The 13,752-nt window shown below is 51.4% G+C and carries 13 protein-coding genes; all 13 read left to right on the forward strand.

The window, feature by feature from the left end:
* Positions 1 to 156 precede the first annotated feature (156 nt).
* A complete protein-coding gene (locus MCJ35_RS06425) occupies positions 157 to 1,152 on the forward strand; it encodes an ABC transporter permease (RefSeq protein WP_025482404.1) in 996 nt (331 codons plus the stop codon).
* A complete protein-coding gene (locus tag MCJ35_RS06430; RefSeq protein ID WP_240299410.1) occupies positions 1,149 to 2,807 on the forward strand; it encodes a sugar ABC transporter ATP-binding protein in 1,659 nt (552 codons plus the stop codon). The genes MCJ35_RS06425 and MCJ35_RS06430 overlap by 4 nt, the downstream gene beginning before the upstream one ends.
* A 13-nt stretch (positions 2,808 to 2,820) precedes the next feature.
* Complete coding sequence (locus MCJ35_RS06435) at positions 2,821 to 3,822, forward strand: ABC transporter permease (RefSeq protein ID WP_008726051.1); 1,002 nt, start codon at positions 2,821 to 2,823, stop codon at positions 3,820 to 3,822.
* Positions 3,819 to 4,736, forward strand: a complete 918-nt coding sequence (locus MCJ35_RS06440; RefSeq protein ID WP_025482399.1) for an amidohydrolase family protein — start codon at positions 3,819 to 3,821, stop codon at positions 4,734 to 4,736. Before MCJ35_RS06435 ends, MCJ35_RS06440 begins: the two co-directional genes overlap by 4 nt.
* Before the next feature lie 2 nt (positions 4,737 to 4,738).
* Positions 4,739 to 5,101, forward strand: a complete 363-nt coding sequence (locus MCJ35_RS06445; RefSeq protein WP_025482398.1) for a cupin domain-containing protein — start codon at positions 4,739 to 4,741, stop codon at positions 5,099 to 5,101.
* Between the two features lie 253 nt (positions 5,102 to 5,354).
* Positions 5,355 to 6,425: a hypothetical protein gene (locus MCJ35_RS06450; RefSeq protein ID WP_025482397.1), complete on the forward strand. Its 1,071-nt coding sequence runs from the start codon at positions 5,355 to 5,357 to the stop codon at positions 6,423 to 6,425.
* Between the two features lie 19 nt (positions 6,426 to 6,444).
* Positions 6,445 to 7,494 (forward strand): tRNA preQ1(34) S-adenosylmethionine ribosyltransferase-isomerase QueA, encoded by a 1,050-nt coding sequence (queA, locus tag MCJ35_RS06455; protein ID WP_025482395.1) that lies wholly within the window; start codon positions 6,445 to 6,447, stop codon positions 7,492 to 7,494.
* Positions 7,495 to 7,548: 54 nt separating this feature from the next.
* Positions 7,549 to 8,385: a pseudouridine synthase gene (locus MCJ35_RS06460; RefSeq protein ID WP_240299786.1), complete on the forward strand. Its 837-nt coding sequence runs from the start codon at positions 7,549 to 7,551 to the stop codon at positions 8,383 to 8,385.
* A gap of 13 nt (positions 8,386 to 8,398) precedes the next feature.
* On the forward strand, positions 8,399 to 10,351 hold the full coding sequence (ligA, locus tag MCJ35_RS06465; RefSeq protein ID WP_025482389.1) for an NAD-dependent DNA ligase LigA: 1,953 nt from the start codon (positions 8,399 to 8,401) through the stop codon (positions 10,349 to 10,351).
* A gap of 130 nt (positions 10,352 to 10,481) precedes the next feature.
* The gene (gene metA, locus MCJ35_RS06470; RefSeq protein ID WP_025482388.1) at positions 10,482 to 11,411 is read left to right on the forward strand and encodes a homoserine O-acetyltransferase MetA; all 930 of its coding nucleotides are present in this window, start codon (positions 10,482 to 10,484) and stop codon (positions 11,409 to 11,411) included.
* 319 nt (positions 11,412 to 11,730) lie between these two features.
* On the forward strand, positions 11,731 to 11,994 hold the full coding sequence (locus MCJ35_RS06475) for a hypothetical protein (RefSeq protein WP_008726028.1): 264 nt from the start codon (positions 11,731 to 11,733) through the stop codon (positions 11,992 to 11,994).
* Entirely contained in the window at positions 11,984 to 12,346 is a 363-nt protein-coding gene (locus tag MCJ35_RS06480) for a sporulation initiation factor Spo0A C-terminal domain-containing protein (protein ID WP_008726026.1), read from the forward strand. The genes MCJ35_RS06475 and MCJ35_RS06480 overlap by 11 nt, the downstream gene beginning before the upstream one ends.
* Positions 12,347 to 12,595: 249 nt before the next feature.
* Positions 12,596 to 13,597, forward strand: coding sequence for an N-acetylmuramoyl-L-alanine amidase family protein (locus MCJ35_RS06485; protein ID WP_025482385.1), 1,002 nt, complete (start codon positions 12,596 to 12,598; stop codon positions 13,595 to 13,597).
* Positions 13,598 to 13,752 lie beyond the last annotated feature (155 nt).

Here is a 13,752-nt window from a genome sequence, read left to right on the forward strand (position 1 = left end):
AAAAGGAAATGGCGGCAGGAGCGGCATTGGCAGCTCCTGCCCTTGGGAATTTCATGATACCAGGCTTGTGGAAAGACCTTGCCCCATATCGTGAAGTGCTTTCGCACAGGGCGCCCAAAAGCGGGACGCTGAGTACTCAATGCAAGGAGTTAATTTATGAAGCAGAATACAATCAGACGTTTTATTTCCCTGGCCATGCTGTTTGTGCTGGTGATTTTATTTTCTGCCACCAGTGACTATTTCCTGCAGGCAAAGAATATCATCTCCATTTTCAGGGATGCATCTGTCATCGGGATTATCGGGATTGGGGTTACATATGTGATCATCACAGGCGGAATCGAGCTTTCCACGGGTTCTGCCCTGGCCCTTGTGGGAATGGTCATGGCTAATATTTACCGTTATACCACGCTTCCTATATGGCTTATGCTGGCCGCGGGCATACTTGTGGGTCTGGTGGCTGGCTGGTTCAATGGTTTTATCATAACCAGGTTCAGCCTTCCCGAATTCATAGCCACCCTGTCCACCTTAAGTATATACAGGGCACTTACCTATGTGATTGCCATTAAGGAAAATGGGATTATTACCAGCCAGCCCATGAAGGATTACAGGTTTACCGTGTTTGGCGGGTCTGTGGGCGGTATTTATTATGTGACCATTGCATTTTTCGTGCTGGCTGTCATCGGGCAGCTCATCCTTAAAAAGACCAGGTTCGGCACGAACCTCTATGCAGTGGGTTCCAATAAAAAGGCGGCGGAGCTGTCCGGCATCCACACGGACAGGACCAGGATGGCTGCATTTGTCATTGTCGGTTTCTGCGTGGCAGTCGGCTCCATTTTCACCACATCCAGGCTTCAGAGCACCACGGCTGTTCTGGGTACCGGCCTGGAATTCAATGTGATTGCGGCGGTTGTGGTAGGCGGCTGCGCCTTGGACGGGGGCAGGGGCGATGTCATAGGAACCGTCATCGGCGCCCTGTTCATGTCAGTGCTGGACAACGGCATCTACAAATACCAGATTAACACTGCATATCAGCCCATTATCAAGGGCGTCATCATCATCCTTGTGGTTGTGTTTGACGCATGGTATAACAAGCGGATGGAGCAGGCATCCAAGAACAGGAAACGGCTTTGCGAGGAGGTGACGGCCTCATGACAGGAGGAACTATTTCAGGCGGGAACATTTCCGAAGAGAACATTTCCGAAGAGAACATATCCGGAGGGAGCATTTCCAGCGGGAACATTTCCGAAGAGAACATATCCGGCGGGAGCATTTCCGGAGGGAACATTCCAGAGGGGAACATTTCCAGGGAAACAATCCTTCAGGCGCTGGATATCGATAAGAGCTTTGGCGGTGTGCCGGTTTTAAAGCATGTGAACCTGGACATCAAAAAAGGCGAGGTCCATGCCCTTATGGGAGAGAATGGGGCGGGCAAATCCACCTTGATTAAGATCATAACAGGGGCGTATTCCAAGGACAGCGGACAGCTTAAATGGAAGGGGAATAATGTGGAAATCAACAGCAGGAGCGACTGCCAGGCACTGGGCATTTCCTGCGTGTATCAGGAGCTTTCCGTCATACCGGCCCTTACCGTTGCACAGAACGTGCTTATTGGCAAGGAGCCAAGGATTGGGAAGACGCATCTGATTGACCATAAGAAAATGAACGCAATGGTCCAGGAACTGATTGACCGTTATGAGTTTCCGCTCAATCCAATGGATTCCGTCAATGACCTGGGAATCGGACAGCGGCAGCTGGTGGAGATATTAAAGGGACTGTCCTCGGACGCAGACCTGCTTATCATGGATGAACCCACGGCGTCCTTAAGCGGCCGTGAGGCGGAAATCCTGTTTTCCATCATAGAAGCCCTGAGGGATAAGGGCGTCAGCATCATCTACATTTCCCACAGGCTGGAGGAGGTTTACCGTCTGGCTGACCGTCTTACCATACTGCGGGATGGGGAAAATGTGGTGGTCCTGGAGAAAGAGGAAATCAATCCGGTGGAAGTCATCCGTCTGATGATCGGCAAGGTGGTGGATGAGTCGGAAGGCTCGGTCAAGACCTTTCGGAAAACCGGCGGCGAGGCTGCATTGGAAGTCAGGGATTTAAGCAGCAGGGGAGTATTTGACAAAGTGAGCTTTCAGGTCCGCAGGGGAGAGATACTTGGTTTTGGCGGCCTGATTGGAGCGGGCAGGACAGAATTGGTCCGCTGTCTTTACGGCATAGATGGATACAGCAGCGGTGAGATTTATCTGGAAGGGGAGAAATATGTCCCCAGGGTGAAGAAGAGCATTAAGAGAGGGTTTGGATTCGTGCCTGAGGACAGAAGGAACCAGGGATTCATCCCGCTTCTGTCCATTAACAGGAACACGGCCCTGACCAACTATGACCTGATCCGCAAAAGCGGCGGGGCCATATCAAAGAAGGAAGAGCTTCAGATGTGCCTGAACGCCATTGAGGCGGTGGATATCCGTCCCAAGGACCCGGACAAGGCAGTGGGACTGTTATCAGGAGGCAACCAGCAGAAGGTTGTGCTGGGCAAATGGCTGATGCGGGACCTGAAGCTTCTGATTGTAGATGAGCCGACCGCCGGAATCGACGTGGGGGCCAAGGACGAAATCTACCATATCCTCCGGGAACTGGCTGACAGGGGTGTGATGGTCATCCTTGTATCCTCCGACCTTCAGGAGCTTCTGCGGGTTTCGGACAGGATACTTGTCATGCGCAAAGGCAGGATAGTAAAAGAATTTGCAGAGGGAACGGTAACCCAGGCTGATATACTGGCCGCGGCATCCGGGCTTCTGGGTTAAGGAGGGATGGATCATGAAACGGGAAGTCAGTTTAAAGAGATACAGTAAGATATTCATCCTTCTGGGATTCATGCTGGTGCTGACCATCATCGCGCCCCACAGTTTCCCCACCATTGCCAACCTGTCCAATGTGCTGTGGTCCGTATCCGTAATCGGCATCATGGTATCCGGCTCCATCTTTGCTATCCTGGTAGGCGGGATCGATCTTTCCGTGGGCTCCATGCTGGCCCTGACAGGAATCATCGTGGTGAGGATCATCCGGTTTTTCGATTATTCGGTCACAGGCGTCCTTTTAGGAATCCTGGCCGCCCTTTTGTGCGGCGTGCTTGTGGGCGTGGTGCACGGCATCATCATAACAAAATTCAAGGTGCCTGCATTCCTCATTACCTTTGCGACCCAGAGCATCATATCCGGGATTTCCATGATACTTACCAATAATAAAATCCTGGGATGCCTGGAACCGAAGGCATTTACCTATATCGGGATCGGCAAGCTGTTTGGACTGCCCGTGCCTGTCTTCATCATGGCGGCGGTTGCCCTTATAAGCTTCTATGTCCTTGATAAGACCCAGCTGGGCCGCTATGTCTATGCGGTGGGAGGCAACCCGGAGGCATCCAGGCTGTCCGGCATTTCCGATAACGGCATCACCATGATGGCCTATATCTTTTCCGGCCTGACAGCTGCCATCGGCGGCATTGTCCTTGCCTCCATGACCCAGCAGGCCATGGCCAGCACGGGCAGCGGATATGAGACAGAGGTAATCACCGCGGCGGTCATCGGCGGCGTCAGTCTGGCCGGCGGCGAAGGCACGGTGATGGGAGCCATATTCGGCGCTGTCCTGGTAGGGCTTCTGAATAATGGGATGAACCTGATGAATGTGCCGTCCACCCACCACGGCCTGGTAAAAGGCCTGGTAATCATCGTTGCGGTGGCAGTGGACATCATGGGACATCAGGAAAAGAAAAAAGGTTTATTCGCATCATTATTCCGCAAACAAGGAGGAGCTGTTCAATGAAAAAAATAGATTCACACCTGCATATAGCAAAAATCATAGCAGGATACTGCCGCAGAGGGGAACTACGGGCTGCGGGAAACGGCATGGCCCAGTGGGGCAACGGCGAGATTTTCCGCCTGCTGCCCGAAGGCTATGGGGATACCAGCTTTACCGCGGAAGCCGCCCTTGCAATCATGGACCATCATGAGGTGGAAAAGGCGGTCCTGATGCAGGGAAGCATGTATGGGTTCCAGAACCAGTACCACTATGAAATCATGAAAAAGTACCCGGACCGTTTCTGCCCGTCCTGCACCGTGGATCCCTTCATGACCAATTACCTGGATATCCTGTCCTTTCAGTTAAAAGAACAGGGATTCCGCCTGGTCAAATTCGAGGTAAGCTCCGGAGGCGGGCTCATGGGCTGTCACGACCCCTTTGACCTGGATTCCGGCCGCATGATGAAGATATATGAAATGATAGACCAGTGCAATGCCGTGGTGGCCCTTGATATAGGGGACCTGACGATGGCCAGTTACCAGCCGGAGAAACTGGCCCGTGTGGCAAAGGCATTTCCAAACATGAAAATGGTCCTGTGCCACCTCCTTGCCCCCACCAGAGGGGAAGAGGACCGTCTCTGGTCCGACCTGGAGCTGTTAAACCAGGATAATGTATGGTTTGACATCTCCTCCGTGCCCAAAATCTATGCCCCGGATACATATCCGTATCCTGATGTGAACACCCTGCTCCACCAGGCCGCATCCCGCCTTGGCATCCGAAAACTCCTGTGGGGGACCGATGCACCCTTTGCAGCCACCCAGGACAGCTACGGTCATCTGACCGATTACCTGACCTATGGCGGCTGGACGGAAGACGAGCTGAATGCCCTTTACTATAACAATGCCGCTTACGTATATTTCCGGCAGAAGGAGGCATGAAAATGGTCAGAGCAAAGGAATCCGTAATACAGACAACCAAACCGGCCCCATTTAACGGGACAGGTGAAATCTGTGTCAGGGACCTGTTAAACGGACCGGATGAAATGTATGGCAAAGGAAGGGTTTTCGCCCACACCACGGTCTATCCCGGTTCAGCCATCGGTTACCACGTCCACACCAACGAATCAGAGACTTACTACATACTGGAGGGCACCGCCAGATTCAATGACAACGGAACCGAACGCATCCTCCATCCCGGCGACGTAGCCTTTACCGGAAGCGGGGAAGGCCACTCAATTGAAGCCATGGAAGGCCCTGTGGAGATGATTGCCCTTATTTTATACAAAAAGGAACCATCCGAATAAAAATTTTTTTAAACTGAAAAAGCCCTTTTACTGAAAAGCTGCCGTATGCAACCGGAAATCCGCATATAACAGCTTTTTATTTTACCCCAAAGCCCATGCCGCTGCGCCCTGTATCCCGGGAACCGGCGTGCCGGACCTGATTGCCGATGTTCTTATCCCATTGCATTTTCCCACGCTTTTTGTTAGAATAAGACGAAGTGGTTATGATACCCAAATGATGCATATAGAAGCATGAGGACTGGAGGACTTATATATGAGACAGAACAGAAGACGGACACGCGGCAGAAGGTCTGACGCTGACAAGATAAAATACATCCGGATGGCGGCAATCCCCCTTGCGGTGGTGATTGTGCTGGTGATTATCATAATGGTCATGGATAAAAAGCCAGGTGACAAGGAGACGGCGGCCACGCCCGGAACAGGGGTATCCGCTGAGTCCGGCCCATCCGGCGGGGATATCAGTATTTCCGGCGACGGGACTGAAGCGCAGGACGCAGGTGTGGAACCGGACAACAGCCAGTATACCACGGATTTTTCCCATTATGAGCTTCAGAAGGACGCGGTTCCCCAGGTTAACCTGCTGATCAGCGAGTATTTCCAGGCCAAGATTGACCAGGATGCGGAAAAGTTATTTGAACTTTTCGGCAAGGCCGCGGATGAGAGCCTGGAGGCGCGCAGGGAAGAGCTGAAAAGCGAGGCTGTCTACATCGAGGATTATCAGGACATTGTATGCTATACCAAGCCGGGGCTGACAGCGGATTCCTATGTGGCCTATGTGACCTATGAGGTGAAGTTCAGGAGGGTGGATACCCTGGCGCCGGGACTTATGTGGTGCTATGTGCTGAAGGATGACAATGGCAATTACATCATCCGCGAAAATGTAGTGGGGGATGAAGCCGATTACGTGGCAAAGCAGAACCAGTCTGAGGATGTTCGCCTTTTATCCAAGCAGGTCAATGAGCGCCTGCGCCAGGCCATTGAATCGGATACCCTGCTTGCGGGGATTTACGGCGATTTGAGGAACGGGGCAGTGGTAAGCAGCTCAGAGGAGGACGGCCAGGACAGCATGGTATCCCTTGAGGATGACGGGGCCGGGACTTCGGGAGCCGGTGAAAGCGCTGCAGCGGGGAACAGTACGGATGCAGGGGATGGCGCCGGCCAGGACGGTAATGCCGCAGCTCCTTCAGACGCGGCATCCGGCCAGGACGGGGCGGACGCCGGCAGCGGGGAAAGCCAGATACCTGGCGCCGGCCAGGCAGATGCATCACAAGGACAGGATACGGCCCCGGAGACAACAGGTGGTTCTGAGGTAAAGATTGAATAAAGCTGGAGGAAGACAGGACATGGATGTAAAGGATTTTTATTTTGATTTACCGGAGGAACTGATTGCCCAGGACCCGCTTAAGGACCGCTCGTCCTCACGGCTGCTGGTACTGGACAAGGATACAGGGGAAGTGCAGCACAGGGTATTCCGGGATATTGTGGAGTATTTAAGGCCGGGGGACTGTCTGGTGATTAACGATACAAAGGTAATACCGGCCAGGCTTTTTGGCGTCAAGAAGGATACGGGGGCCAAGATTGAGGTCCTGCTTCTTAAGCGCAGGGAAAATGATATATGGGAAACGCTGGTCCGCCCGGGCAAGAAGTGCAGGCCGGGGACCGTCATAGAGTTTGGGGAAGGCCTGCTGAGCGGCACCGTGGTGGAGACGGTGGACGACGGCAACCGTCTGATCCGGTTCAGCTACAAGGGCATATTCGAGGAGATTTTAGACCAGCTGGGCCAGATGCCCCTTCCTCCTTATATCACACATGAGCTGAAGGACAAGAACCGCTACCAGACCGTGTATGCAAAGCATGAAGGCTCCGCGGCAGCCCCCACGGCCGGACTGCATTTTACCAATGAGCTTTTAAAACAGATTGAGGATATGGGGGTCAGGATTGCGCATGTGACGCTTCATGTGGGGCTTGGCACCTTCCGTCCGGTGAAGGTGGAAAATGTCCTGGACCACCACATGCATTCCGAGTTCTACGTGGTGGAAGAGTCCGAGGCCAAAAAGGTAAACGACACAAAGGCGGCCGGAGGGCGGGTCATCTGTGTGGGGACCACCAGCTGCCGCACCGTTGAGTCTGCTTCCACGGACGACGGTATCCTGCAGGCTAAAACAGGATGGACCGAGATATTCATCTATCCAGGATACCGGTTTAAGGTGCTGGACGCCCTCATAACCAATTTCCACCTTCCGGAGTCCACGCTGGTCATGCTGGTAAGCGCGCTTGCGGGAAGGGAGCATATCCTGGATGCGTATAAGGAAGCCGTGAAGGAGCGCTACCGTTTCTTCTCATTTGGGGACGCCATGTTCATTGCATCCCACCCAGCGGCCCAAAAGCGGTGAATGGACCATGGATATGGATGGCGCAGGGAAGACGGCATGGATGTAAACGGTAAAATGGATTTAAACAGTAAAACGGATGTGGAAAATAAAGAGGAAAAAAGAGAGGAACGTCTCAATAAATGGCTGAGCCAGATGGGAGTATGTTCCAGACGTGAGGCAGACCGCCTGATTGAGGCCGGGAAGGTGTGGGTGGACGGCAGTCCGGCTGCCATGGGCCAGAAGGTGAAGCCGGGGCAGAAGGTGGTATGCGACGGTGTCCCGGTCAATGGGGGCAGCGGCGCGGACAGCCGGAAGCCGAAGCCGGTGCTTCTTGTTGTGAATAAGCCAAGGGGAATTGTCTGTACCACTTCGGATAAGGACCGGGCAATGAATATCGTGGAATATCTGGATTATCCGGAGCGCATCTATCCGGTGGGAAGGCTGGATAAGGATTCAGAGGGCCTTCTGCTTATGACAAACCAGGGGGACCTGGTGAATAAAATCATGCGCAGTGGCAATGCTCATGAAAAGGAGTATATTGTCACGGTGGACCGTCCGCTGACAGACGATGCCATGGACAGGATGGCAAAGGGGATTTATCTCAGGGAACTGGAAACAGTGACACGGCCCTGTAAGGTGAAACGGGTGGATGGGAAAACATTTTCCATCATCCTGACCCAGGGGCTGAACCGTCAGATACGCCGTATGTGCGAAGCCTGCTGCTGCCATGTGGAGCGCCTTGTGCGGGTGCGCATCATGAATATACGGCTGGACGGCCTGGAGACAGGGGCGTCAAGGGAAGTGGGCCAGGAGGAATACCGGGAGCTTATAAGGCTTTTAAGGGACTCCAGCAGCCTGCCGGGAGGGCGCGGGCGCGCCGTTCCCCATAAGGCCAGGACAGTAAAAGATTGATCAGGAGAACAGAATGGAAGACAGGATTCAGAGAATGAAAGAGTTGGTTTCCACCCTGAGACAGGCAGGAAAGGCTTATTATCAGGAAAGCCGGGAAATCATGAGCAATTTTGAATATGACAGGCTTTACGATGAACTTTGTTCCCTGGAAAAAGAGACAGGAATCATCATGTCAGGAAGCCCCACCCAGAGGGTGGGATACGAGGTGTTAAGCGAGCTGCCCAAGGAGACCCATGAGTCCCCCATGCTTTCCCTTGACAAGACAAAGAGCGTGGAGGACCTTCAGTCGTGGCTGGGGGATCAGAAGGGACTTCTGTCCTGGAAAATGGATGGGCTGACCATTGTGCTTACCTATGAAGGCGGCAGGCTTACAAAGGCGGTTACAAGGGGAAATGGGGAGATTGGCGAGGTCATCACCCCCAATGCCCGGGTGTTTGCCAACGTACCTCTTAATATTTCCTACGAGGGACAGCTGATCCTCAGGGGAGAGGCAGTCATTACCTATTCGGATTTTAAGAGGATTAACGAAGAAATCGAGGACGTGGACGCCAAGTATAAGAATCCGCGTAATCTCTGCAGCGGTTCGGTGCGCCAGCTGAACAGCCAGATAACGGCTGAGAGGAACGTGCATTTTGAGGCATTTGCCCTGGTAAGGGCTGATGGCGTGGATTTTGGGAATTCCAGGAAGCGCCAGTTTGAATGGCTGAGGGAGCAGGGCTTTGAAGTGGTACACTACGAAGAAGTGACGGCGGAAAGCCTGCCTGAGGCGGTCAATGGATTTGCAGAGGCAGTGGAGGGCAATGACGTGCCTTCCGACGGGCTGGTGCTCACCTTTGACGATATCGCATACGGGGAAGCCCTGGGAAGGACAGCCAAGTTCCCCCGCAACTCCATTGCATTTAAGTGGCAGGATGAAATCAGGGAGACAAGGCTGGATTACATTGAGTGGAGCGCGTCAAGGACCGGCCTGATCAACCCGGTTGCCGTGTTTGACCCGGTGGAGCTGGAGGGCACCACGGTGAGCAGGGCCAGTGTCCATAACCTGAGTATCATGGAAGCACTGGACCTGGGCCAGGGCGATACCATTACGGTGTACAAGGCCAACATGATCATCCCCCAGATTGCGGATAACCTGACGCGCAGCGGGGTCAGGGATATACCAAAAGAATGTCCTGTGTGCGGCGGCGAGACCCAGATAAAGCAGATGAATGATGTGAAAAGCCTGTACTGCACCAACCCGGACTGTCAGGCTAAGAAGATAAAAAGCTTCACCCTGTTCGTGAGCCGTGATGCCCTTAATATTGACGGGCTGTCCGAAGCCACCCTGGAGAAGTTCATAGGCGCGGGCTTTATCCATGAGTATGCGGATATTTTCCATCTGGAGGAGCATAAGGATGCAATTGTGGAGATGGAAGGCTTTGGACAGAAATCCTATGACAACCTGATTGCATCCATTAAGACCGCAAGCAATACAACCCTGCCAAGGATGGTGTATGGTCTGGGAATCGCGGGAATCGGCCTTGCCAATGCCAAGATGCTCTGCAGGGAGTTTAAATCTGATTTTGAGAAAATGCGCCATGCCCAAGCAGACGAGCTGGTTGCCGTGGATGGAATCGGCGGCGTCCTGGCCCAGGCATGGATGGATTATTTTGCATCTGAGAAGAATAACCTGGCAGTGGACCATCTGTTAAAGGAGCTTACCATTGAGGCGGAGCAGGTGGAGACAATGGATGCCATATTTGAAGGCATGACATTTGTGATTACCGGTTCCGTGGAGCATTTTGCAAACCGCAAGGAGCTGCAGGAGGTTATCGAGAGCAGGGGCGGCAAGGCCACCGGCTCCGTCACTGCCAAGACAACGTATCTGATTAATAATGACGTGGCCTCCAATTCATCAAAGAATAAAAAAGCAAAGGACCTGGGGGTCCCAATCATATCAGAAGAGGAGTTCCTGCGAATGTTGTAGCACAGTTTCCGCCGGCAGGCCCTGGGGGATGTCTGGATGCCGCTATCCGGAACGTTTAAAGGCTGCCGGTGAAGCTGTGCTGATTGTGCATAAACCACACAACACACAACATTTGAAGGGAGAGAATGATATGCCGATTAAAGTACAAAAAGAACTTCCAGCCAGGACCATCCTGGAGTCAGAGAATATATTCATCATGGACGAGGACCGGGCCATGCGCCAGGATATCAGGCCTTTGGAGATATTAATCCTGAACCTGATGCCGTTAAAAGAGGAAACGGAGACCCAGCTTCTGCGCGCCCTTTCCAACACGCCCCTTCAGGTGGACTGCACCTTTCTCATGCTGTCCACCCATGTGTCCAAGAACACCTCGGCCAGCCATCTGAATAAGTTTTACATAACCTATGACGATATACGGAAGAAAAAGTTCGACGGCATGATTATCACAGGCGCGCCGGTGGAGAACCTGGAGTTCGAAGAGGTGAATTACTGGCCCGAGCTTTCAAAAATCATGGAGTGGAGCAAGACCCATGTGACCTCCACCATACATATCTGCTGGGGAGCCCAGGCCGGCCTGTACTATCATTATGGAATCCGGAAATATCCCATAGAGAAGAAACTGTCTGGCATCTACAACCACAAAGTGCTGGACAGGAAGGTGCCGCTGGTGCGCAGCCTCAATGATTATTTCCTGGCGCCCCATTCCAGATATACGGAAGTGCGCAAAAGCGATATCTTAAAGCACCCGGAGCTGATGATACTGGCAGAATCAGAGGAGGCCGGCGTATTCCTGGTGATGAGCCGCGACGGCAGCCAGGTCTTTGTACAGGGGCACCCGGAGTATGACAGGATGACCCTGAACAACGAATACCACAGGGATCTGAATAAGGGCCTGAATCCTGAAGTGCCCTGTAATTACTATGAGCATAATGACCCGTTCTCAGTACCGGCCCTGACCTGGAGGAATACATCCAATACGCTGTATACGAATTGGCTGAACTATTATGTGTATCAGACCACGCCTTATGTGCTGGATGAGGAAGAGGAAGAAACTTTGTAATATAGATATCTGAATAGGTCCATGAGTATGCAGCCGGAGTGCATATTCACGGGCCTTTTTATTTCCTGTAAACCCTGAAAATCCATTGTATAATAATCATCAGGAACTGTTTATCTATGGGTAAATTACCTGAAAAGCCGGCCGGTTAAAATAAGGTCAATATGGAAGTGAGAAATTTGCATGATTTGGATGTTTGCATCTTAAATTAGTAACCTGTAATCAAATAAATATTCCCCTCCCTGAGGTACACCTCATGGTAATTCGTCCTGCTAACGGGTAAAATTCCCATATAATTGTCGAAATGTAGGAGGACATCTTTATGAATGAGAATAAGCTTGTGTTTCAGGATTTTCTTAGAAGCCAAATTCATTCGTATCGTAGCGTTCATGCTTTTTCCCAAGAACATATGGCAGAAGCCCTGCGTATCTCGCCAAGGTCCTATATTGACCAGGAGCATGGGCGATATGGCTTTTCAGCAATGACGTTGGTATACTATATTTTCCTGCTGAATGATGAAGAAATCCTTACTTTCATCAGGGAACTGAGGTATCTGATGGGGAGGAGGAAAGAAGATGTTGCATAAAGCCATATTTGATTCTGCACAAATACATAAGTTGTTGACACTACTTGGGGCAGACCTGCATTATATCGGTTTCCGGTATACGGAATACGCCCTTTTGTTAATGGAAGAAGATGAGCAGTGTATCCACTCCGTCACAAAATGTCTGTATCCTGAAATCGCCAGACGCTATCAGACTTCATGCCACGCAGTGGAACGGAATATAAGGACGCTGTCGCAGGTGGCCTGGAAATCCGAACCAGGACTCCTTCAGAAAATGGCGGGCCATACACTTGAGAAAAGACCAACATCAAGCCAATTTCTTGCAATCCTTTTTGCATGTCTTACTAATATGGATCCTGCTTCTCACGAATAACCCTTCATATTAAAAATCAGCGACTTATGTAAAAAATATCCGGAGCCGGGAGTAAAAAACGGTTCCGGATATTCTTATGTCATGGAACCGGCGCTGTACAAGACCAGGCATATAAGCATTCCGGGCCATTTGACAGAAAATATATTAATAAGATTGTAAGTATTGTTAAATTGAATAGATGCAATAAATTTATTATAATAAATGTATGTATCTGGAAATAATTTATATTTACGCAGAGAGGGGATTGTTATGAACAAACGAAAAGCGTTATGTCTGCTGATGGCTGCTGCGATGACGGTCAGTACCGCGTTTACTGCATATGCAGCCGACACAAAAATTGATAAGGTAAGGCTGGAGTTTTCGTATGGCGAGGCGCCTAAAAGCGGAGATGACATAGGCGACATTACTGTAAGGGCAAAAGACAGTGAATACTATGTGGAGTCTGCGGAGTATACCAACTCGGATGATCAGGACACATGGACGGTTGGCGATGTGCCGGAGGTGAAGATTGAGCTTTCTGCAAAGGACGGTTACCGTTTTTCCTATACAAGCAAGAGCCATTTTACACTGAGCGGGTGCAATGCTACGTTTAAAAGGGCAAAAGTCTATGACAGCGGGTCCTACATAGAGATATATGCGGAACTGAAACGTATTGGCGGCAAGCTGGAAGGTACGTCCAACCTTGAATGGGAGGATACCGTGGCTGTGTGGGACGAGATTGAGGGGGCCAAAAGCTATGATGTGAAGCTGCTCCGTGACGAAAAGACAGTGACAACCGTCAGCACCACCGGGACATCTTATGATTTTGCAGGCTATTTTAACCGGGAAGGCGATTATACCTTCCGCGTAAGGGCTATTGCAACCTACAACAGCAAGACAGGGGAATGGTCAGATGATTCCGACACACTGTCCATTGACGAGGATGAGATTGCCAATTACGGCGGCAGTGGACACTGGGTCCAGGATGGCAATGGCTGGTGGTATTCCTATGATACAGGCGGTTATCCTTCCTCATGCTGGAAGCAGATTAACGGTGCATGGTACCATTTCAACAGTTCCGGGTACATGCAGACAGGCTGGCTGAGACTGGACGGCCAATGGTTCTATCTGGCAGACAGCGGGGCCATGCTGACCGGATGGCAGGCCATTAACGGAAAGTGGTATTATCTTGGCACAGATGGCGTGATGTATGAGGATACATGGACACCTGACGGATTCTATGTGAATGGTTCCGGCGTTTGGGTGCAGTAATAATAATGACAGTCCAAAAAAATCCATATAAATCAAGGGTTCTGCCGATTGTGATTTAGTCCTGCTACTTTATTGGTTAATTGAGATAGCCAAAGAAAGAGAGGACGGCGCCGTTACCATCTGGATACTGTCTATTATCAAGTGAATAACCAAAT

The organism is Enterocloster sp. OA13 (genome assembly GCF_022440595.1).
Lineage (GTDB): Bacteria > Bacillota > Clostridia > Lachnospirales > Lachnospiraceae > Enterocloster > Enterocloster hominis.